The 22,287-nt window shown below is 36.5% G+C and carries 23 protein-coding genes and 1 pseudogene; 23 read left to right on the top strand and 1 reads right to left on the bottom strand.

Annotated features, from left to right (window positions below):
- The first annotated feature begins 23 nt into the window (after positions 1-23).
- The 4 genes from M014_RS29580 (at position 24) to fni (ending at position 3,561) form a co-directional block, all read left to right on the top strand.
- The gene (locus tag M014_RS29580) at positions 24-197 is read left to right on the top strand and encodes a DUF5359 family protein (protein ID WP_090691103.1); all 174 of its coding nucleotides are present in this window, start codon (positions 24-26) and stop codon (positions 195-197) included.
- A gap of 132 nt (positions 198-329) precedes the next feature.
- Positions 330-1,007: a (d)CMP kinase gene (gene cmk / locus M014_RS0107785; protein ID WP_026591213.1), complete on the top strand. Its 678-nt coding sequence runs from the start codon at positions 330-332 to the stop codon at positions 1,005-1,007.
- A 343-nt stretch (positions 1,008-1,350) separates the two neighbouring features.
- Positions 1,351-2,499, top strand: coding sequence for a 30S ribosomal protein S1 (gene rpsA, locus M014_RS0107780; RefSeq protein WP_026591212.1), 1,149 nt, complete (start codon positions 1,351-1,353; stop codon positions 2,497-2,499).
- Positions 2,500-2,511: 12 nt separating this feature from the next.
- A complete protein-coding gene (gene fni, locus M014_RS0107775; RefSeq protein WP_026591211.1) occupies positions 2,512-3,561 on the top strand; it encodes a type 2 isopentenyl-diphosphate Delta-isomerase in 1,050 nt (349 codons plus the stop codon).
- 200 nt (positions 3,562-3,761) lie between these two features.
- Here the strand turns inward: fni and M014_RS28070 are convergent, their stop codons facing one another.
- The gene (locus tag M014_RS28070) at positions 3,762-3,896 is read right to left on the bottom strand and encodes a YpzI family protein (protein ID WP_003206535.1); all 135 of its coding nucleotides are present in this window, start codon (positions 3,894-3,896) and stop codon (positions 3,762-3,764) included.
- 118 nt (positions 3,897-4,014) lie between these two features.
- Between M014_RS28070 and M014_RS0107760 the strand changes: the two are divergent.
- The 19 genes and pseudogenes from M014_RS0107760 to aroA all read left to right on the top strand — a co-directional run bounded on the left by M014_RS0107760 (position 4,015) and on the right by aroA (position 22,230).
- A pseudogene (locus tag M014_RS0107760) lies at positions 4,015-4,625 on the top strand (YphA family membrane protein).
- Positions 4,618-5,511 (top strand): YIEGIA family protein, encoded by an 894-nt coding sequence (locus M014_RS0107755; RefSeq protein ID WP_026591209.1) that lies wholly within the window; start codon positions 4,618-4,620, stop codon positions 5,509-5,511. The pseudogene M014_RS0107760 and the gene M014_RS0107755 overlap by 8 nt, the downstream one beginning before the upstream one ends.
- Positions 5,508-5,693 (top strand): capping complex subunit for YIEGIA, encoded by a 186-nt coding sequence (locus tag M014_RS0107750; protein ID WP_026591208.1) that lies wholly within the window; start codon positions 5,508-5,510, stop codon positions 5,691-5,693. Before M014_RS0107755 ends, M014_RS0107750 begins: the two co-directional genes overlap by 4 nt.
- Positions 5,694-5,817: 124 nt before the next feature.
- Positions 5,818-7,128: a ribosome biogenesis GTPase Der gene (der, locus tag M014_RS0107745; protein WP_026591207.1), complete on the top strand. Its 1,311-nt coding sequence runs from the start codon at positions 5,818-5,820 to the stop codon at positions 7,126-7,128.
- An 18-nt stretch (positions 7,129-7,146) separates the two neighbouring features.
- Entirely contained in the window at positions 7,147-8,169 is a 1,023-nt protein-coding gene (locus M014_RS0107740; protein WP_026591206.1) for an NAD(P)H-dependent glycerol-3-phosphate dehydrogenase, read from the top strand.
- A gap of 117 nt (positions 8,170-8,286) precedes the next feature.
- Positions 8,287-8,538, top strand: coding sequence for a stage VI sporulation protein F (locus M014_RS0107735; RefSeq protein WP_026591205.1), 252 nt, complete (start codon positions 8,287-8,289; stop codon positions 8,536-8,538).
- A gap of 448 nt (positions 8,539-8,986) precedes the next feature.
- The gene (locus M014_RS0107730) at positions 8,987-9,190 is read left to right on the top strand and encodes a DUF2768 domain-containing protein (RefSeq protein WP_026591204.1); all 204 of its coding nucleotides are present in this window, start codon (positions 8,987-8,989) and stop codon (positions 9,188-9,190) included.
- A gap of 109 nt (positions 9,191-9,299) precedes the next feature.
- A complete protein-coding gene (locus tag M014_RS0107725; RefSeq protein ID WP_026591203.1) occupies positions 9,300-10,010 on the top strand; it encodes a hypothetical protein in 711 nt (236 codons plus the stop codon).
- A gap of 239 nt (positions 10,011-10,249) precedes the next feature.
- Positions 10,250-11,728: a stage IV sporulation protein A gene (gene spoIVA, locus M014_RS0107720; protein WP_026591202.1), complete on the top strand. Its 1,479-nt coding sequence runs from the start codon at positions 10,250-10,252 to the stop codon at positions 11,726-11,728.
- A gap of 407 nt (positions 11,729-12,135) precedes the next feature.
- Positions 12,136-12,408: an HU family DNA-binding protein gene (locus M014_RS0107715; RefSeq protein ID WP_001043860.1), complete on the top strand. Its 273-nt coding sequence runs from the start codon at positions 12,136-12,138 to the stop codon at positions 12,406-12,408.
- A 122-nt stretch (positions 12,409-12,530) separates the two neighbouring features.
- Positions 12,531-13,100, top strand: coding sequence for a GTP cyclohydrolase I FolE (gene folE / locus M014_RS0107710; RefSeq protein ID WP_026591201.1), 570 nt, complete (start codon positions 12,531-12,533; stop codon positions 13,098-13,100).
- A gap of 403 nt (positions 13,101-13,503) precedes the next feature.
- The gene (locus M014_RS0107705; RefSeq protein ID WP_026591200.1) at positions 13,504-14,256 is read left to right on the top strand and encodes a heptaprenyl diphosphate synthase component 1; all 753 of its coding nucleotides are present in this window, start codon (positions 13,504-13,506) and stop codon (positions 14,254-14,256) included.
- Positions 14,257-14,286: 30 nt separating this feature from the next.
- A complete protein-coding gene (locus M014_RS0107700) occupies positions 14,287-15,000 on the top strand; it encodes a demethylmenaquinone methyltransferase (RefSeq protein ID WP_026591199.1) in 714 nt (237 codons plus the stop codon).
- 39 nt (positions 15,001-15,039) lie between these two features.
- A complete protein-coding gene (gene hepT / locus M014_RS0107695) occupies positions 15,040-16,002 on the top strand; it encodes a heptaprenyl diphosphate synthase component II (RefSeq protein WP_026591198.1) in 963 nt (320 codons plus the stop codon).
- A gap of 125 nt (positions 16,003-16,127) precedes the next feature.
- Complete coding sequence (ndk, locus tag M014_RS0107690; RefSeq protein WP_000415880.1) at positions 16,128-16,574, top strand: nucleoside-diphosphate kinase; 447 nt, start codon at positions 16,128-16,130, stop codon at positions 16,572-16,574.
- Positions 16,575-16,887: 313 nt separating this feature from the next.
- On the top strand, positions 16,888-18,060 hold the full coding sequence (gene aroC / locus M014_RS0107685) for a chorismate synthase (protein ID WP_026591197.1): 1,173 nt from the start codon (positions 16,888-16,890) through the stop codon (positions 18,058-18,060).
- A complete protein-coding gene (aroB, locus tag M014_RS0107680) occupies positions 18,060-19,151 on the top strand; it encodes a 3-dehydroquinate synthase (protein WP_026591196.1) in 1,092 nt (363 codons plus the stop codon). Before aroC ends, aroB begins: the two co-directional genes overlap by 1 nt.
- A 351-nt stretch (positions 19,152-19,502) precedes the next feature.
- Positions 19,503-20,615: a histidinol-phosphate transaminase gene (gene hisC / locus M014_RS0107675; RefSeq protein ID WP_026591195.1), complete on the top strand. Its 1,113-nt coding sequence runs from the start codon at positions 19,503-19,505 to the stop codon at positions 20,613-20,615.
- Between the two features lie 337 nt (positions 20,616-20,952).
- Complete coding sequence (gene aroA / locus M014_RS0107670) at positions 20,953-22,230, top strand: 3-phosphoshikimate 1-carboxyvinyltransferase (RefSeq protein ID WP_051588559.1); 1,278 nt, start codon at positions 20,953-20,955, stop codon at positions 22,228-22,230.
- Positions 22,231-22,287 lie beyond the last annotated feature (57 nt).

Here is a 22,287-nt window from a genome sequence, read left to right as displayed (position 1 = left end):
AAAAAATGAGAAGAGGACATTTTTTGAAAAAAATTGAGGGAGTTTTAATTCGTATAGTATTAGTTCAATTTATTTGTCTTTGCATTATTCAATTGCTTTTTATGCAAGAATCTACAGTGAAATATTTATCGAAAATTGTTTATTATGAAGGTGTTGTAGATAAAGGTATAACGAATGTTTTACAAGTGAATAAGTAGTTTTCATTTTCTTCTAGTAAGGATTGTGCTACAATAATTGAGGATTTAATCGACATGAAACAAGCGCAGAGAAGCAGGGGATTTGTACCTGCTTTTCATTTTGTTTTACAAGTGAAAAAATGAGGTGTTACAATGGATAAACGAATTTCAATTGCGATAGATGGTCCAGCGGCTGCTGGAAAGAGTACAGTTGCAAAGATTGTTGCGAAAGAACTTTCTTATGTGTATATTGACACAGGTGCAATGTATCGTACACTTACATACGCTGCTCTTCAGCAAAATGTAGATATTGAGAATGAAGAAAGTTTAATGGAAGTTTTAAAAAATGTAAATATAGAGTTTCAACAAGGTGAAAATACACAGCTAGTTTTCTTAAACAACCAGGATGTATCCGACGCGATTCGTACACCGGACGTAACAAATCGCGTATCAATTGTTGCTAAGCATCGTCTTGTTCGTGAAGAGATGGTACGTCGTCAACAAGCTCTAGCAGAAAAGGGCGGCGTAGTAATGGACGGGCGTGATATCGGTACGCATGTGCTACCTAATGCGGAAGTGAAAATTTTTATGCTTGCTTCTGTTCAAGAAAGAGCGGAGCGGAGACATCTTGAAAACACGAAGAAAGGTTTCGCTTCTAGTTTAGAGCAACTGAAAAAAGAGATTGCTGAGCGTGATAAGTTGGATTCAGAGCGTGAAGTTTCTCCACTGAAAAAAGCGGATGATGCATTGGAATTAGATACAACTTCTTTATCAATTGAAGAAGTTGTCCGAGAAATCATGGATATTGTTTCTGTAGCATTTTCAAAATAAAGAAAGGGGGAATCCTCTTTCTTTTTTATTTTGAAAATATCAGTATAGTGAGACGCTTTCCTTGACAAATAAGTCAATTTGTAAGAAGTTAGTAAAAGAAGAGGAACTGTCAGAATATATTCGCTATTATATTTTAAAACATACTTTATTCAAGGAGATTTTGCTGTATACTATTTATATAGGTTACTATATCTTCTATAAAGTGTAGGATAAACAATAGGTTGTTGTATGTATTAGAAGCGAGTATATGCTAAAACATTCTTATAACATGCAAATGAAAGCATTTGTTTTCATTTCGTGTATACATAAAAAAGCTTTGTCAATTCTGTAGGGAGGTATTTCCATGGTAGAGAAAATGAATGAAGAAGTTATGGATTCAAAAGTATTACAAGTGGGTGACGTTGTTACGGGTTCTGTAACAAAGGTTGAAGAAAAACAAGTTCTTGTAAATGTTGGATACAAAACAGATGGCGTTATTCCGATTAGTGAATTAGCTAACGTTCATATTGAAAAAGCGAGCGATGTTGTAGAATTAGACCAAACTCTGGAATTAAAAGTTATTAAATTAGAAGATGATGATCTTGTGTTATCGAAACGTGCTATTGATGCAGAAAAAGCATGGGTAGAGTTGCAAGAGAAATTCACTTCAGGTGAAGTGTTTGATGTTACTGTAAAAGATATTGTGAATGGTGGTTTAGTTGTGGACCTCGGTGTCCGTGGATTTATTCCAGCTTCACTTGTAGAAATGCACTATGTAGAAGATTTTACTGATTATAAAGGAAAAACATTAGCGGTGAAAATCGTTGAATTAGATCGTGAAAAGAATCGTGTTATTCTTTCACATAAAGCAGTTGTCGAACAAGAATTAGATTCGAAGAAAAAAGAAGCAATTTCTTCTTTAAAAGAGGGGGACGTTGTGGAAGGTACAGTTCAACGATTAACTGACTTCGGTGCTTTTGTGAATGTTGGTGGCGTAGATGGTTTGGTACACATTTCACAAATTTCTCATGATCGTGTTGCACAGCCTTCTGATGTGTTAACACAAGGACAAGGTGTTAAAGTTAAAGTGTTATCAGTTGATGCAGATACGCAGCGTATTTCTTTATCGATTAAAGCAGCACAGCCAGGACCTTGGGAAAACGTTTCTGCTGAAGTTAAAGCAGGTGATATTCGAGAAGGTGTAGTGAAGAGAATTGTTACCTTCGGTGCTTTCGTTGAAATTTTACCAGGTGTAGAAGGCCTTGTGCATGTATCACAAATTGCAAATCGTCATGTGAAAAACCCAAATGAAGTACTGGAAATGGGACAACAAGTGAAAGTGAAAATACTTGAAGTGCATGCGGCAGAAAAACGAATTTCTTTAAGTATAAAAGAAGCTATTGAAGAAAATAATGAAACAGAAGATTATAGCCAATATGAGCCGACTTCTGAATCTGCAACTTTCCAATTTAGTGATATTATTGGTGAACAACTGAAAAAATTAAAAAAATAAAGAGGGATACAAGTGGTAAGGGCGAAACGAAAATTAGAACATATTGAATATGCTCTTTCCACCGGACAGTCTCGTATACATGGCTTTCATGACATTGCTTTTGTCCATCAAAGCTTGCCAAATTCAAGTTATGAAAGCATTACATTTGAAACAAAAATCGGCGAACTTTCATTAAGTTCGCCGATTTTTATCAATGCAATGACTGGTGGTGGGGGAGATCACACATTACATATTAATGAGCAGTTAGCACATGTGGCAAAGTATCACAATCTTACGATGGCTGTTGGTTCTCAAATGGCTGCTTTAAAAGATGAAACAGAAGCCTCCTCTTATCGAATTGTTCGAAAGGTGAATCCAAATGGAATCATTTTTGCAAATTTGGGTAGTGAAGCAAGCGTTGAACAAGCGAGGCGTGCAGTTGATATGATTGAAGCAAATGCGTTGCAAATACATTTAAATGTCATTCAAGAATTAACGATGCCAGAAGGCGACCGAGATTTTACAGGCGTATTGGAGCGAATTGAAAAAATCGTAATAAGTTCACCGGTTCCAGTTATAGTAAAAGAAGTAGGGTTTGGTATGAGTAAAGAAACGGTACAACAACTAGTTAATGTTGGCGTTACAGCTGTAGATATTGGTGGTTATGGTGGCACAAACTTTGCCGCAGTTGAAAATGAACGAAGGCAGCGAATGCTTTCTTATTTTAATGATTGGGGCATTCAGGTGGCTACCTCAATAATAGAAGCGTCCTCTACAAATAACACCCTCTCCCTTATTGCATCTGGTGGTATACAAACGGCACTTGATGTAGCAAAAGCAATCGCGCTAGGTGCGCAAGCGACGGCTTTTGCTGGTTATTTTTTACGTATATTAATGAATGATGGTGTAGACAAGTTAATCGAAGAAATAGAACTTTTACATACAGATTTACAATTTATTATGACGGCCCTTGGAGCGAGAACGATTTCTGAGCTTCAGCGAGTGCCACTTATTGTGAAAGGTGATACGTATCATTGGTTAGCACAACGTGGAATTGATACTACATGTTATAGTCAGAGATAATACACTCTTACATCAGGATTTTTCCATGGGCTATTTGTTAATTATAAGGTGAAATGATTAATATATACACGAAACTTCAAGTTTCTAATCGTGTAGAAGCAATTAAGAAAGCGATGAAAATTGGTTTAATAACATAATGAACTTTGAGACGATGAAATGAAAAAACAGCCAACATTGGCTGTTTTTTCATTTCATTTTGTTTAATGCTGATTTTGTTTACGAGCTTGTTCTGGTGTATCAAGACCAGTTGCACCAGGATATTGTAATGATTGGTCACGATCTGATTCAACACGGCGTGATTGTTTTAACTTCTTTTCTTGGCGGTCTTTTCCCATTGTTGTATACACCTCCTTAATAGAAAGTGTTGCTGTTATAAGAAAAACTATGCAAAAAGAAGAAAAGGATTAGTTTTCATAAAAAGTTCCCATAATGGAAATGATAGGAGGGAAAAATATGGAGGGAAGTTATTTTTATTTCGTAGCATGGATGGGTTGGATTGTTACAACATTTTTTTTGAGAAAAGATGAAATTCGTTGGAAAGTCAGTGCTGTTATATTAATGTTTATTATTTGTTCCCAGATAACCGTATCTATTGCTTCTTTCACTATATCAGTAAATGCTCTTATACTTGGTGTTATTTCTTTTTTGGGGGTTGCTCTATATTCTATATGGAAAAAAGTGTACGCTTTATTGTCGGCACTTATTATTGCTATGTTATACACGAGTTTTCATTTATTAGAGGTGTACGACCCGATTTGGATTGTTATTGATCGAACCTTTATGTTAAGTGGTACTCTTGTGTATGCATCGATTTTATTACATAGAGATCGTTTATTGCGTCTATGTTCCTTGTATGCCGGAGCGCTACAAGGAGAAATATTGGTAACATTTATTTTTCGCAGGCTTCATTTTCCATACGAATTTGGTAGTTTGACATTTTTTGATATCATTGCTGTTTCTACGCTACTTGTAATGCTGATGTTTTATATCGTAAAAATATCGGCGTATAGAGGACTGTTTAGGAAAAAACATGTAAAAGAAAGGCAAGGGTAATACATGACTGAATATACATCAGCCATTTTATGTGGCGTCATAGCTGGAACGCTAACACGAATTTTGATGCTTCGTACAGATACGAGGCAGTATCCGACACGTTTACATGGAAAAATCATTCACGTTGCTATGGGGCTAATTGCAGCAGCTTTAGGAGCGATTGCTATTCCGTCTATTTTGAAGAAGGACTTTTCAGCAATCACCTTTTTGACGTTAGCTGCGTCTCAATTTCGAGATGTTCGAAATATGGAAAGGAATACGCTGCAGCAATTAGATGGATATGAGCTTGTACCACGTGGAAATACGTATATTGAGGGGATAGCCCTTGTGTTTGAAAGTCGCAACTATTTAGCGATGTTAACAGCGTTTGTGACAACATTTACATATATAGGATTTCATTCATGGATTGCTGGTGTAGTTGCTGGCTTAGTGGGATTCTTTATTGCAAAAACATTGATGTCTGGTAAAAGGTTACGTGATCTTGTAGACATTGAACATGCTCCTCTCCGTTTTGAAGGAGCAGGACTATATATTGATAATATTTATATTATGAATATTGGATTGCCAGCAAGACAAGAAGAAATTATGAAGTATGGAATGGGCTTTATTTTAAAGCCTAAGTCTATTGATGCAAGGGTAACGATTTCCAATCTTGGACAACGACAAGCAATCTTGCATGATGTTTCGGTTGCGTTAGGCGTATTTAGAGATTCTGGAACTCCAGCGTTAGTCCCATTGGCTAAACGTGATTTAGAAGATGGAAGGGTAGGGTTATTTGTACTCCCACAAGACCAAGATGTAAAAAAAGCGATTGCAGTAATAGGAAGTGTGCCAACGTTAGAAAGTGCTGTTCACATGTCATCAGAGGCCCCGAAAGGAAGGGGAGATATGAGATGAGGTTAGAAAGTTATATTCTTGCTGTAATTACAACAACGCCAGAAAAGTTCGCTGGTGGAGCGCCTTTATTTATGTGTGATTCAAAAGAAGAAATGGAATTTGTAGCAAATAATTTAGAAGCGATTTTAGACGGTATTGCACACCGCCTACAAGAGAATGTATATATTATTGTGAAACATTAGTAACGTGTGATATAATATGAGGTGTTTTGATACGATGAGAAATATTCTGGAATGCAAATCCCTTCTTGCACAAAGAAGGGTTTTTTACATAATAAACAGAAGCAAGTTGAAAGGATGAAATGATATGCCGAAACCAGTAGTGGCAATAGTAGGACGCCCGAACGTAGGGAAATCTACTATTTTCAATAGAATTGTTGGAGAGAGAGTTTCAATTGTAGAAGATATCCCAGGGGTAACGAGAGATCGTATTTACAGTGCGGGAGAATGGTTAAATCATGAATTTAACATTATTGATACGGGTGGAATTGATATTGGAGATGAGCCGTTTTTGACACAAATTCGTCAACAAGCAGAAGTTGCGATTGATGAAGCGGATGTTATCATTTTTATGACAAATGGTCGCGATGGTGTAACAGCTGCGGATGAAGAAGTAGCAAAGATTTTATATCGTTCTAAAAAGCCGGTTGTACTAGCGGTGAATAAAGTTGATAATCCAGAGATGCGTAATGATATTTACGATTTCTATGCATTAGGATTTGGTGAACCATTCCCAATTTCAGGTACACATGGATTAGGTTTAGGTGATTTATTAGACGAAGCAGCAAATCATTTTCCAAAAATTGAAGAGGAAGCATATGATGACGATACAATTCGTTTCTCACTAATTGGTCGCCCAAACGTAGGGAAATCTTCACTAGTAAATGCATTGCTTGGTCAAGAGCGTGTAATCGTAAGTAATGTAGCAGGAACAACACGTGATGCTGTCGATACACCATATAGTAAAGATGGCCAAGATTACGTTATCATTGATACAGCTGGTATGCGTAAAAAGGGAAAAGTATACGAGAGCACTGAAAAATATAGTGTACTTCGTGCACTAAGAGCGATTGAACGCTCTGACGTTGTCTTAGTTGTTTTAGACGGCGAAGAAGGAATTATTGAGCAAGATAAAAAAATTGCTGGCTATGCACATGATTCAGGACGAGCTGTTATTATCGTTGTGAATAAATGGGATGCAGTTAAAAAAGACGAAAAGACAATGAAAGCATTTGAAGAAAATATTCGTGCGCATTTCCAATTCTTGGATTATGCACCGATCGTATTCTTATCTGCGAAAACGAAAAAACGTACACAGACATTATTGCCAGTTATTAATGAAGTCAATGAAAGTCATAGCATTCGCGTACAAACGAATGTACTAAATGATGTAATTATGGATGCGGTGGCAATGAATCCAACACCAACACATAATGGTAGTCGCTTGAAAATTTTCTATGCAACACAAGTTGCAGTGAAACCACCAACATTTGTTGTGTTTGTAAATGATCCAGAACTAATGCATTTTTCATATGAACGTTTCTTGAAAAATCGTTTGCGTGAGTCGTTTGGCTTCGTAGGAACGCCAATTCGAATTATTTCTAGAGCAAGAGACTAATGGAGAGGATGTGATTTTATGAAAAAAATCACAGTAGTAGGAGCAGGTAGCTGGGGAACAGCGTTAGCGATGGTATTAGCTGACAATGGTCATGATGTACGTATTTGGGGGAATCGTTCAGAGCTTATGGATGAAATTAATATGAAGCATGAGAATAGTCGATACCTTCCAGGAATTACATTGCCAAGCACAATCGTAGCCTACTCTTCTTTAGAGGAATCGTTAGTAGATGTAGATACGGTACTTTTAGTTGTACCGACGAAAGCTTATCGCGAAGTATTAAGAAATATGAAAGATATTGTTTCACAGCCAATTACTTGGATTCATGCAAGTAAAGGAATTGAACCAGGTACTTCAAAACGTATTTCAGAAATGATTGAAGAAGAAATTCCAGCGCATCTTATTCGTGATGTTGTTGTTTTATCAGGGCCAAGCCACGCGGAAGAAGTAGGGCTTCGTCAAGCGACGACGGTGACTGCTGCTGCGAAGCGAATGGAAGCGGCTGAAGAAGTACAAGATTTATTTATGAATAGTTATTTCCGAGTGTACACGAATCCTGATATTGTTGGAGTAGAGCTCGGTGGAGCGTTAAAGAATATTATCGCATTAGCCGCTGGTATAACAGATGGCCTTGGGTTAGGTGATAATGCAAAAGCCGCTCTTATGACGCGTGGCTTAACGGAAATTGCCCGTTTAGGAAGAAAGATGGGTGGTAATCCGTTAACATTTGCTGGTTTAACAGGAATGGGTGACTTGATTGTAACTTGTACAAGCGTGCATAGCCGAAATTGGCGTGCAGGGAATATGCTTGGAAAAGGATATTCATTAGAAGAAGTACTCGATAGTATGGGTATGGTAGTTGAAGGTGTACGAACAACGAAAGCGGCATACGAAATGGCTGAGAAAATGGAAGTTGAAATGCCGATTACGTCAGTTTTATATGATGTACTATTCAATGGGAATAATGTGAAAGATGCAGTAGGATCATTGATGGGACGTGTTCGTAAACACGAAGTTGAAGCGATACCTGATTTATTATAGGTAAAAGCTGTATACGTGCAGAAAAGCGCGTATACAGCTTTTTGTTTTTCTGGGTCTTTTCACCATTTGTTTCTTTTTGCATACGATGGATTGTAACTTGAAGAGAGGGTGAAGGGAATGGATAATAACATTTTCAGTAATATTGAGAAAGAAGCAAAAGTAAATAAAGACGATATTTTTAAATTAGCGTCATCTGTACAAAATGCAAATTTACGCGATGAGAAAGTACTACGTCAATTAATCCATCAAGTCGCAGTAATGGCAGGGCGAGAGGTACCAAAAGAACAAGAAGATCAAATTGTAAAAGCGATTATTAATAATAACATGCCGACAGACTTTAGCTCGTTAAGTAAAATGTTTAAAAAATAAAGTATGGGAAACAAAGGACTTAAGGATTGCATACGATAGCTATGAAGAAACGGGGTTAGAGCTGTTTGTGGGCATATTTGGTCAACCGAGGCGAAGGGGATATATTCGCTTCGGTTTTATTTTTGTTTTTTTACGATTAGCTGTGAGCGGTAATATTTTGTCTTAAAGTTTAACTGAAAGTAAAGGAGTGAGAGAAAAAGGGATTTTCATTAATGGAAGCTTACTTTTATTGATTGTATAGAAATCTATTTTGATTTTTAGATATACAAGTTACTGCTACGAAAAATAAAAGGTGACCCGTACTCATATACTCTCTTTGCCTTTATATGACATGGGACTGCTCTCTCCCACCTAAAAAAGAATGGTCTTATATTATTTTTCTATTTGTTTAAAATTTTTAATTTGTTAAAATAATATAAAAATAGATTAATAATTAAGGGGTGTACATATGTCTGAAGGACTTATCAAAATGTGGTTTTCTTTAGGGGCTATGGGGTTTATGTTTATTGCTGTGGTTTTCATTTTATTAAGCAGACATAAAATGAAGAATAAAATTTTGAAAGGGATTACAGCGAGTATTGCCTATACACTTATGATTGTATCCGGGATTGTTATTTTCCTTGTAGTGTTTAGTGGACCGGTTGAACAATAAGAATGAATCATCACCACTCTTTGTTTTCAAATAGATTGTGAGGAGGTAGGTGCAGATGTGTAAACAAATTTTAATGGATATGAGTGAGAAAATAAAGGATGGATTGTCTGTGAAAAAAACTTATATTATTTTAATATTTTGTTGTATAAGCCTTTTATCGGGGTGTATGTATCCTAAAGAAAATTTGAAACAAAATGCTGTCCCTTATGAAGATCAATTGCAAGCTGTTCAAAAGGCAGTTAATACATATAAGGAACAAAATAGTGGTTTATTACCAATCAAAACACGTGATATGAACACACCGATTTATCAAAAATACCCCATTGATTTTCAAAAAATTGCACCACGTTATATACAAGAAGCGCCTGGGAATGCGTATGAAAGTGGTGGGGTGTATCAATACGTATTAGTAGATGTAGAAACAAATCCAACAGTGAAGTTACTTGATGTCAGAATGGCGGAACAAATACGAGATGTTCAGTTGAAGTTGCAAATGTATCGCGATGATCATCAATATCCTCCTTTTAAAAAGGTGATTGCAGATGGTGTTTATGAACTAGATTTCAAAAAAATGGGATATAAAGATGTACCACAAGTAAAAAGTCCGTATTCTGGAAAGGGATTACCGCTTGTAATCAATGAAAAAGGAGAGATTTTTGTTGATTACCGAATGGATTTATATGAAATATTACAAAAAAATGGAGAAGAAATGAAAGAGGGAGAAGATATTCGGGATATGCTTTTAAAAGATACACCATTTGTGCCTGCATACTCTTTACCGTATACAGTAAAAAACGGAGAACCAATTTTTTTTAAATGATAAGTCATGAACCTTTCTTTTAGCGAATAAATTCTAGAAGAAAGGTTTTTTTCATGTAATACAACTTATGATGAAAACAAAAAGTTTCTTTTTAAATAGTCATATGAAATTAGGACAAAATCATATGATATATTGTCCGCACTTCTAGAATCCTTTATAGGATAGGAAACATCAATGAAAGGTATTGTTTGTGAATACAAACTTGTATTATTCCCAAAAATTTCGAGGGAGGGAATCAATTGGAAAAGGTCGATATTTTTAAAGATATCGCTGAGCGCACAGGCGGTGATATTTATTTAGGGGTTGTAGGAGCTGTTCGAACAGGGAAATCAACATTTATTAAAAAATTTATGGAGCTTGTTGTTATTCCGAATATCGAAAATGATTCAGATCGTCAGAGAGCACAAGATGAATTACCTCAAAGTGCCGCTGGACGTACAATTATGACAACAGAACCGAAATTTGTTCCAAACCAAGCAGTTTCCATCCATGTTGATGATGGTCTTGAAGTAAATATTCGATTAGTAGATTGTGTAGGTTATACGGTTCCTGGAGCGAAAGGCTATGAAGATGAGAATGGCCCACGAATGATTAATACACCGTGGTATGAAGAGCCTATCCCGTTTCATGAGGCTGCTGAAATTGGAACGCGTAAAGTAATTCAAGAGCATTCTACTATTGGGGTTGTCATTACAACTGATGGAACGATTGGAGAAATTCCGAGAAGGGATTATATAGAAGCGGAAGAACGTGTTATTAATGAGTTAAAAGAAGTAGGTAAACCGTTTATCATGATTATTAATACAGTACAGCCATATCATCCAGATACAGAACAGTTGCGCCAGAGTTTATCAGAAGAGCATGATATTCCTGTACTAGCAATGAGTGTGGAGAGTTTACGAGAAACAGATGTTTACAATGTACTTCGTGAAGCTTTATTTGAATTCCCTGTTTTGGAAGTGAATGTGAATCTTCCAAGTTGGGTCATGGTGTTAAATGAAGGGCATTGGTTACGCCAAAGTTATCAAGAAGCTGTTCAAGAGACGGTTAAAGATATAAAACGCCTGCGAGATGTAGACCGCGTTGTCTGGCAGTTTAGTCAATATGAGTTTATTGATCGGGCGAGCCTAGCTGGGATTGATATGGGGCAAGGTGTTGCGGAAATTGATTTATACGCACCAGATGAACTGTACGATCAAATATTAAAAGAAGTTGTAGGAGTAGAAATTAGAGGGAAAGACCATTTGTTAAAGCTTATGCTTGATCTTTCTCATGCAAAAACGGAGTATGATCAAGTTTCAGATGCTTTAAGAATGGTCAAACAAACAGGATATGGTGTGGCTGCGCCCGCCTTGGCTGATATGAGTCTAGATGAACCGGAAATAATTCGTCATGGATCGCGATTTGGTGTGAAATTAAAGGCAGTTGCACCGTCTATTCATATGATTAAAGTAGATGTTGAATCTACATTTGAACCAATTATTGGTACTGAAAAGCAAAGTGAAGAGCTTGTTCGCTACTTAATGCAAGATTTTGAGGATGACCCGCTTTCTATATGGAATTCTGATATCTTTGGACGTTCGCTTAGTTCAATTGTCCGAGAAGGGATTCAAGCAAAATTGTCTTTAATGCCTGAAAATGCACGTTATAAATTAAAAGAAACGCTAGAAAGAATTATCAACGAAGGATCTGGCGGATTAATTGCTATTATTTTATAAACAAAAGCTCCCTGCTGGCAGGGGGCTTTTGTTTTTTTATCTCGCTATTTGCAGGTGGTAGGATGCTCACGGTAAGGTTCAAAGAAAAGAGAGGAAGATAGATGGGAAGGTAACGATTCGTAAATACTTGATTCGTGAGGAGAGTTTTACTTTGTAGGGGAATAGATAGAAATAGACATTATCTAATACTTTGTAGCATATTGTCAAGTTTCATCGTTTTTTCACATTTTCGGGGTAACAATTTCTTTAAAAATATTGAATTATACAGGAGAATCGTATAATATAGGCGTTGATAATGATTTATCTACATCTTTGTAGTATAGAATTTGTAAAAATTGCCTACAAATGAAAGTAAGACTCATTTTATGATCATTATACAGTCTTATCTTTGGGAGGAGGTGAATGGCATGAACAAGACAGATTTAATCAATGCTGTTGCAGAAGCAAGTTCCCTTTCTAAAAAGGACGCAACAAAAGCAGTTGACGCTGTTTTTGATTCTATCTTAGAAGCTTTAAAACAAGGTGATAAAGTACAATTGATCGGATTCGGTAACTTCGAAGTTCGTGAGCGTGCGGCTCGTAAAGGACGTAACCCACAAACTGGTGAGGAAATTGAAATCGCTGCAAGTAAAGTACCTGCATTCAAACCTGGTAAAGCGTTAAAAGATGCGGTTAAATAATCCTTACATATTAACAGGGAAGAAGAGTTTCCTTTTTGGGAACTCTTCTTTTTGCTTTTAAAATCATAAATATGCTAGAATGTGTTCGTATCACTTTTAGGTTTTTCGGGAGGGTTAAGCGGATGGCAAAAGTTAACTTAGAACAAATCGAGCAAGCAGTGCGTCTTATTCTAGAAGCAATTGGAGATGATCCAAATCGTGAAGGAGTACTTGATACGCCGAAACGTGTTGCGAAAATGTATGCAGAAGTATTTTCAGGTATGCATGAAGATCCAAAGGAACATTTGCACAAAGTGTTCGGAGAAGATCACGAGGAGCTTGTATTAGTAAAAGATATTCCATTCTATTCGATGTGTGAGCACCATCTTGTTCCGTTTTACGGAGTTGCTCATGTTGCATATATTCCACGTGGTGGAAAAGTAACAGGTTTAAGTAAATTAGCTCGTACTGTAGATACAATTGCACGTCGTCCACAACTTCAAGAACGTATTACGTCAACGGTCGCTAATTCTATTATGGAAGTACTAGAACCTCATGGTGTGATGGTAGTTGTTGAAGCGGAGCATATGTGCATGACAATGCGCGGCGTGAAAAAGCCGGGTGCAAAAACGGTAACTACAGCAGTGCGCGGTGTGTTAGAAAATGATGCAGCGGCACGTAGCGAAATTTTGTCTTTTATTAAGACAAAGTAAAGGAAAGCGGGAAACTGCTTTTCTTTTTTATTTATATTATTTTATTTTAATAAGAGTTTCCTGTCGATGCAGGCTATTTGTAAGAAGAAATATCAGTATCAAAAAAAGAGATTAGGTGGAGGACTACGGCTTGTAAAATTTACATGTTTATAGTGAGGTAGATAGAAAGGAAACTTTCACTTTAATGTGAGTTTATTAAGGAAATATAGTCTTTGAACAAGGGTTATATTTTTTTATGGTTGTTCAAAAACTTATAGGTGAATGAAATTTTGTTTTTTTATGCGTATCGCACGAATAGAATTCTAAATTGTAGTTTGTTTTGATTCCCTAAGTTTTGGTTATAGAAAATAGAGTGTATGTGTTATAATAGGTTTTATGAATTAGAAAACAAGGGTGATTTTTTGTGTGTGACATCTACGGAGGGTATGCGGATATAAAGGAGCAGTTGTTATCAAACCTGCGCCATCCTTATTTTATAAACTATATTGAAGAACCATTTATTGATGAAGAAAAGGTAGTACTTTTATATGCTGCTTTAAAAAGTGCAAATTTACATAAAGACCAAATCGATCACTATGTTGTGACGATTATGCTTGTACAAATCGCTCTTGATACACATGAAAAAGTATCAAACAAGGCAGATGAAGAAACAAGTGGATTCCATAAGCGTCGTCAGCTTACAGTACTTGCAGGTGATTACTATAGTGGATTGTATTATTATTTACTTTCAATGAATTGTGATATTGTATTAATTCGTGCGCTTGCTGAGGGGATTAAAGAAATTAATGAACATAAAATTATGTTATATCAGAGAGCATATGAAACAGTAGATGAAGTAGTTAAAAGTGTTATGACCATTGAATCGGCACTTTTACAAAAAACGTGTGATCATTTTCATTTATCACATTGGAAACCGTTTATAGCGTATATGCTAGGGAATAATCGGCTTCAAAAAGAGTATCAATTGTATGCTGAAAGAAAAAATACACCTGTTTTTCAAGCGGTTCAAGCAGTATTGTCAAATGATGACAAAAATGTGGAAGCTGTCTTTACAGAGTGGATGGAAGAAATGAATAAACAAGAAAAAATATTTCTACAAAGTCATAAAGAAATTGATGGGGTAGTTTCTGCTTTAAAAGATAAATTGAAAACATAAGCAACTTTATATTGGAAGAAGGGTAAGCGCATGCAACAATCAAAAGAAGAAAGAGTACATGACGTATTTGAAAAAATCTCTGATAAATACGATGTAATGAACTCAGTTATAAGTTTTCAAAGGCATAAAGCATGGCGAAAAGAAACGATGCGAATTATGGATGTGCAGTTAGGAAGCAAGGCGTTAGATGTGTGTTGTGGAACTGCTGATTGGACAATTGCACTTGCTGATGCGGTTGGAACGACTGGGAAAGTATATGGATTAGACTTCAGTGAAAATATGCTATCTGTTGGGAAAGAGAAAGTTGAAGCTTTAAATTTAAAACAGGTAGAACTTATGCATGGGAATGCAATGGAACTTCCATTTGAAGATAATACATTTGATTATGTAACAATTGGCTTTGGTCTTCGTAATGTTCCTGATTATATGCATGTACTAAAAGAAATGACTCGAGTAGTAAAACCAGGCGGCAAAGTAATTTGTTTAGAAACATCTCAACCAACAATGATTGGTTTTCGTCAGATGTACATTTTGTATTTCAAATATATTATGCCGTTGTTTGGTAAAATGTTTGCGAAAAGCTATAAGGAATATTCATGGCTTCAGGAGTCTGCTAGCACATTCCCTGGGATGAAAGAATTAGGGAAGATGTTTGAATCTGCAGGGCTTGAGCATGTACAAGTGAAACCATTTACCTTTGGTGTAGCAGCTATGCACTTAGGATTCAAACCAAAGTCAAAATAGAAAAAAGAAAAAAGACGTTTTTAGGTTAAGGTGAACAATATGAAGTTACAACTTATGTACTCTTTTTTACGATCGGATATTGATGTAATAGAAAAAGAATTAAAAAAGGTTGTTGCCTCAGAGCAACAACTAATAGAAGATGCGGCATTACAGCTTATCGAAGCTGGTGGTAAACGAATTCGTCCTGTTTTTGTGCTTCTTGCAGGCAAGTTTGGAGACTACAAGTTAGATGCAATTAAACATGTTGCAGTTGCTTTAGAGCTCATTCATATGGCTTCTCTTGTTCATGATGATGTAATTGACGCAGCACTCTTACGAAGAAGTAGTGCAACCGTAAATGCAAAATGGGGAGACCGTATTGCAATGTATACGGGAGATTATTTGTTTGCAAAGTCTCTTGAGTGTATTACAAATTTAGAAGTTCCTGAAGCACACCAGGCATTATCGTATACAATTTTGGAAGTATGTAAAGGTGAAATCGAACAAATTAAGGATAAATATAATTATAATCAAAATTTAAGAACATATTTACGACGGATAAAGAGAAAAACAGCATTGTTGATTGCGGCTAGTTGTCAGTTGGGAGCTATTGCTTCTGGTGCGAGCCGTGATACAGTAAATCGTTTGTTTTGGTATGGTTATTTTGTTGGTATGTCTTATCAAATTATTGATGATATTTTAGACTTCGTTTCAACAGAAGAAAAATTAGGAAAACCTGCTGGTGGAGATTTGTTGCAAGGGAATATTACACTCCCAGTTTTGTATGCAATGGAAGATCCAAAGCTTCGCGCGAAAATAGTTTCTGTGCATGAAAATACAACTGCAAGTGAGATGAAAGAAATTATTCATGATATTAAAACAAGCTCAGCAATCGATCGGGCATTTGCATTTAGTGAACGTTATTTACATAAAGCATTAGAGGTAATAAAACCATTGCCACGTGGACAAGCAAAATATGCTTTGCAAAATGTTGCAAAGTATATTGGGAAACGAAAATTTTAATGACTTTCTTTTATAAATAAAATAATCTCTCTATTTCAAAACTATTGCACAATTGTGACAAGGGTGATAATATGTGTGTGGGGATATACAATTACATACATAATTCAGAAGTGGAGAGATTTTTTATGGAAAAAACATTTCTAATGGTAAAACCAGATGGTGTACAACGTGCCTTCATTGGGGAAATTGTAGCTCGTTTTGAGAAAAAGGGCTTTCAATTAGTTGGTGCGAAATTAATGCAGGTTACTCCAGAAATTGCAGGAGAACATTACGCTGAGCACAAAGAAAGACCTTTCTTTGGTGAATTAGTAGATTTTATTACATCTGGTCCTGTTTTTGCAATGGTATGGCAAGGTGAAGGTGTAGTAGATACTGCTCGTAATATGATGGGTAAAACAAGACCTCATGAAGCGGCACCAGGTACAATTCGTGGCGATTTTGGTGTAACAGTTGCGAAAAATATTATCCATGGTTCTGATTCTCTAGAAAGTGCAGAACGTGAGATTGGTATTTTCTTTAAAGAAGAAGAATTAGTAGACTACTCAAAATTAATGAATCAATGGATTTACTAATTATTTTAAAATAATTTGTAAACGCTTTAATTACTGTGGTAACAGTGAAAAGTGCAAGGGGAGTGTGAATACTCCTCTTGCACTTTTTTAGTTTCAAATAGTTACGAAGTAAAGGTTGGTATGATATATTGATACATAAAGTGGAACTTCTATAAATGAAGAATAACTTTGGAATAACTATACAAATTGAAAAAACGATATAAACTTTTTCTTTTTTAGGAAGAGATCATCGGGCCATGCATAAAAGCGGTCAGAGCCTCTTCCCGCCCGTTAATGTGGGATAAAAGAATTACAAGAAAAGGGGGAATAACCGATGCGATATATTACAGCTGGTGAATCTCATGGTCCGCAACTTACGACAATTTTGGAAGGTATTCCAGCAGGGTTACCTTTAGTAGCAGATGATATAAATGAAGAATTAGCAAGAAGGCAGAAAGGTTACGGACGTGGCAGACGCATGCAAATTGAAAAAGATCAAGTGCAAATAGTTAGTGGTGTCAGACATGGTCATACGCTTGGTTCTCCCATTACACTCGTTGTTGAAAATCGAGATTTTACTCATTGGACAAAGATTATGGGAGTAGATCCGTTAACTGAACAAGAAGAAAAAGAGATGAAGAGACAAATTACAAGACCGAGACCTGGTCATGCTGATTTAAATGGTGCAATTAAATATGGACACCGTGATATGAGAAATGTACTTGAACGTTCTTCAGCACGTGAAACAACGGTTCGAGTTGCAGCGGGAGCTGTTGCAAAAAAACTTTTAGCAGAACTAGGTGTAAAAGTTGCTGGACATGTAATTGAAATTGGTGGTGTGCAAGCAGAAAAGTTTACATACGAATCAATAGAACAACTAAAAGAAATTACAGAAGCATCTCCTGTTCGGTGTTTAGATGAGGAATCGTCTGAAAAGATGATGCAGGCAATTGATGATGCAAAAGCAAGTGGAGATTCAATTGGTGGGGTTGTAGAAGTAATTGTAGAAGGAATGCCAATTGGAGTAGGGAGTTATGTACATTATGATCGAAAACTCGATGCGAAATTAGCAGCAGCAGTAATGAGTATAAATGCTTTTAAAGGTGTGGAAATTGGTATTGGATTTGAAGCAGCACATAAGCCAGGGAGTCAAGTACACGATGAAATTCTTTGGGATAAAGAAAAAGGATATACGAGACGAACGAATCATGCAGGTGGATTAGAAGGTGGCATGACAACAGGAATGCCGGTTGTTGTTCGCGGCGTCATGAAACCAATTCCAACTCTATATAAACCGCTTCAGAGTGTTGATATTGATACAAAAGAATCTTTTTCAGCGAGTATTGAACGATCTGATAGCTGTGCTGTACCGGCAGCTAGCGTTGTGGCAGAAGCAGTTGTTGCATGGGAATTAGCAGCGGCTTTAGTAGAACAATTTGGAGCAGATCGTATGGATTGTATTCGTGAAAATATAAAGAAACATAATGAATATGCGAGGGAGTTTTAATGGAAAAAATACATATTCAAACACAGTCTAAAGAGTATGATGTATATGTCGGAAAAGATGCGCTGTCACATTTGACAACGCTTGTTCGAAATATGAAACCAATTGTTTCTAATATCATGGTCATTTCTGATGAATCTGTGGCATCATTCCATTTAGAAGCAGTTATGAATGCATTACAAGTAGAAAAACATGTTTTTTCATTTATTGTTCCAAGTGGAGAGAAAGAAAAATCATTTGAAAATTTTTATGCGGCTCATACATCAGCACTTGAAAATGTGATGGATCGACATTCTCTAGTTGTTGCACTTGGAGGAGGAATGATTGGTGATTTAGCTGGTTTTGTTGCGGCTACATTTATGCGCGGTATTCGCTTTATTCAAGTTCCGACAACTTTACTGGCACATGACAGCGCAGTTGGTGGAAAAGTTGCCATTAACCATCCGCTAGGGAAAAATATGATTGGAGCGTTTCATCAACCAGAAGCAGTTTTGTATCATACTCCATTTCTAAATTCATTACCGGAAAAAGAGTGGCGTTCAGGGTTTGCTGAAGTAATTAAACATGCCTTTATCGGTGATGTTGAATTGTATCATTGGTTACAGCGAGAAGTAAAAGGATTAGAAGATATACGGGATGAAAAATTAATTTATATACTAAAGCGAGCAATTCCTGTAAAAGCGAATATTGTAGCACAAGATGAAACGGAAAAAGGTGTACGTGCTCATTTGAATTTTGGACATACATTAGGACATGCTCTTGAAAAAGAGATGGGGTATGGAAAAATTACACATGGTGATGGAGTAGCGATTGGTATGTTATTCGCTATATTTTTAAGTGAACAAATTTACAAGGTAGACCTTGGTTATAAAGAAATACAGCGTTGGTTTTCTCAGTATGGTTATCCGCATATGCCAAAGAACCTACATATAGAACGTCTTGTGCAAGTAATGAAGCAAGATAAAAAAGCGAACGCAGGAACAATTCGTATGGTACTTATGCAGGAATATGGGGTAGTGAATGTCGTATCTATTTCTGATGAGACTGTTCATACTGCATTAGAAGCATTTCAAAGAGATGCGGAATCCATTTGATTTGTGTAATTTACGGCGCAATTACAGGTAAGGATCGTGTAGTTGAGGAGATATTGACTGTAGCAGAGCGTTTAATGAAAAGAATAAAAAATGATAATGGAACCCTATCCCACTGATACTGTATCGATGGCTGACATAAATGCATGTTTTCTGGCATCGTGAAGACGCTTGGAAGGCTTTACTTATGTATGAGTGATGTGTGTAAAAGACATAGATACATCGAATGCTTTACTTATGTATTCGTATGATGACAGTCATGACAAAAAAGTTGCAGCATGAAGTAGAGCATATGTATTGTGAAAAGGCGATTGTATTACGGTCTGATCTAGTAAAATGACAGGGGGAACTAAAATGAGAGTAAAAGAGCAATTGTTAACTTTGAAAGCATATGTGCCTGGTAAAAACATTGAAGAAGTAAAAAGAGAGTATGGGTTATCTAAAATTGTAAAATTAGCATCTAATGAAAACCCGTTTGGTTGTTCAAAACGTGTAGGAGAAGCGTTAGCTGCATTAAGTACACAATCCGCTCTGTATCCAGATGGAGCAGCGTTTGAACTTCGTGAAAAAGTAGCTGCACACCTTCATGTGAAACCAGAACAACTTTTATTCGGTAGTGGTTTAGATGAAGTGATTCAAATGGTTAGTCGCGCCTTATTACAAAAAGGTACAAATGTTGTGATGGCAAACCCAACATTTTCACAATATCATCACCATGCTGTAATTGAAGGGGCAGAGGTTCGTGAAGTGCCGCTTAAGGATGGTATTCATGACTTGGATGCGATGTTAAAGGAAATTGATGAAAAAACGCAAATTGTATGGATTTGTAATCCGAATAACCCGACAGGAACATATGTAGAAAAACAAAAATTACTTTCATTTTTAGAGGCAGTTCCCAAAACTGCCCTTGTTATTATGGATGAAGCATACTATGAATACGCAGGAGCGGAAGACTATCCTCAAACATTGCCGCTTCTTGAAAAATATGAAAACTTTATGGTGTTACGTACATTTTCAAAAGCATATGGTTTAGCTGCTTTTCGTATTGGATATGCTGTGGGGAATGAAAAACTTATACAGCAATTAGAAGTAGCAAGATTACCATTTAATACTTCATCTATTGCGCAAGCAGTTGGTTTGGCAGCGATAGAAGATCAAGAATTTTTACGAGAATGTGTGAAACGAAATGCTGAAGGGCTAAATCAATATTATACGTTCTGTCAGGAGTACGACGTTTTTTACTATCCATCACAAACAAATTTCATCTTCTTAGATCTTGGGATCCCTGGTAATGAAGCATTTGAAAGATTAATGCAAAAAGGGTATATAGTTCGTTCAGGTGCTGCGTTTGGATTGCCAGATGGTATTCGTATTACTGTTGGTTTAAAAGAAGAGAATGATGAGATTATTGGATTGCTTACGGAACTTGTGAAAGAGCAGAAAAAGAAAGAAGAAACATATTCTTAAGAAAAGTCACGGCTCCTCATTATAGGAGTCGTTTTCTTTTAGATCATATTTGCGCGATGAAGACGGAAAGCAGTACAATAAAGATATGTACATATAAATTGAAAAACTGACATAAAATCTAATCTTTAGGTGAGAGAGAGGATTCGGCCGTGCATGGAACCGATCAGTGTCTTTTTTAGCCATGTGCTAAGGGAAGATCAAGAGAGTAAAAGAGTAAAAGAGTATGGATCACCTTTTGCTCTTTATAACAACTTATATGTTAGAAAATCAACATGAATATATAGCGATGATATAGGTGTACAAAAGTATATATTATTTGTAATAGAGGTGATAAAAAATGAGGAGAATCATGAGGCGGAAGAATGGTTTGAATGGCACAATTGCTGTACCTGGAGATAAATCAATTTCGCACCGTGCTGTGATGTTTGGAGCTATAGCAGAGGGTACAACAAAAATTTCAAATTTTTTATTAGGAGAAGACTGTTTAAGTACGATTGCTTGCTTTCAAAAATTAGGCGTAATGATTGAACAAGATGGTAACGATGTCAATGTATATGGAAAAGGATTAGCTGGATTACAGGAACCAAAAGAGATACTAAATGTAGGTAATTCAGGAACCACCATTCGTCTTATGCTCGGTATTTTAGCAAATACTCCTTTCCATTGCACTATCATTGGCGATGAATCTATTGGAAAACGTCCTATGAAACGTGTTACGGCCCCTCTTCGCGAAATGAATGCACAAATTGACGGAAGGGAAGAGGGACAATATACGCCTTTGTCGATACGTGGAGGAAATATAAAAGGTATACACTATCATTCTCCTGTAGCAAGCGCGCAAGTGAAATCAGCGGTTTTACTTGCTGGTTTACAAGGAGAAGGGATAACATCAGTAACCGAACCGCTACAATCACGTGATCATACGGAGCGAATGCTACGGGCATTTGGATGTAAAGTAGATGTGAATAGTCGAACAGTTTCATTACAAGGTGGTCAATCGCTTAGGGGATTGGAAATTGAGGTTCCAGGTGATATTTCTTCAGCAGCCTTTTTCTTAGTAGCGGGTGCAATTGTACCGAATAGTAAACTTGTATTGAAAAATGTTGGCTTAAATCCAACAAGAACAGGGATTCTAGATGTGTTATCAGAGATGGGAGCGCGTATTTCAACTCACAATGTTCGAAATGAAGAGTTTGAACCATGTGGAGATATTACAATTGAAACTTCTGAGCTGAAAGGAATGGAAATTGGCGGTTCACTTATTCCAAGATTAATTGATGAAATTCCTATTATTGCCTTACTGGCGACACAAGCGATCGGGACAACAATTATTAAAGATGCTGAGGAGTTAAAAGTAAAAGAAACGAATCGTATTGATACAGTTGTGTATGAACTTCAAAAACTGGGAGTGAAAATTGAAGCGACTTCAGATGGCATGATTATTAATGGAAATCAGAAATTACAAGGAAATATTGTTGATAGTCATGGAGACCATCGCATTGGTATGATGCTTGCAATTGCGTCCTGTATAGCAGAAGGCGAAGTGCAAATTGAAAATGGTAATGCAGTCGCTGTATCCTATCCGGAATTTTTTGATCAGTTAGAATCTCTGTGAAGCAAAAGAATCTTTTCAGTTGGGAAAGGTTCTTTGCTGTTTCCTTTTAGTTGCGTA

It is taken from the genome of Bacillus sp. UNC437CL72CviS29, from assembly GCF_000482345.1.
GTDB lineage: Bacteria > Bacillota > Bacilli > Bacillales > Bacillaceae_G > Bacillus_A > Bacillus_A arachidis.
The sequence above is the reverse complement of the archived record's forward strand: the minus strand, read 5'-3'. Positions and strand labels throughout refer to the sequence as shown.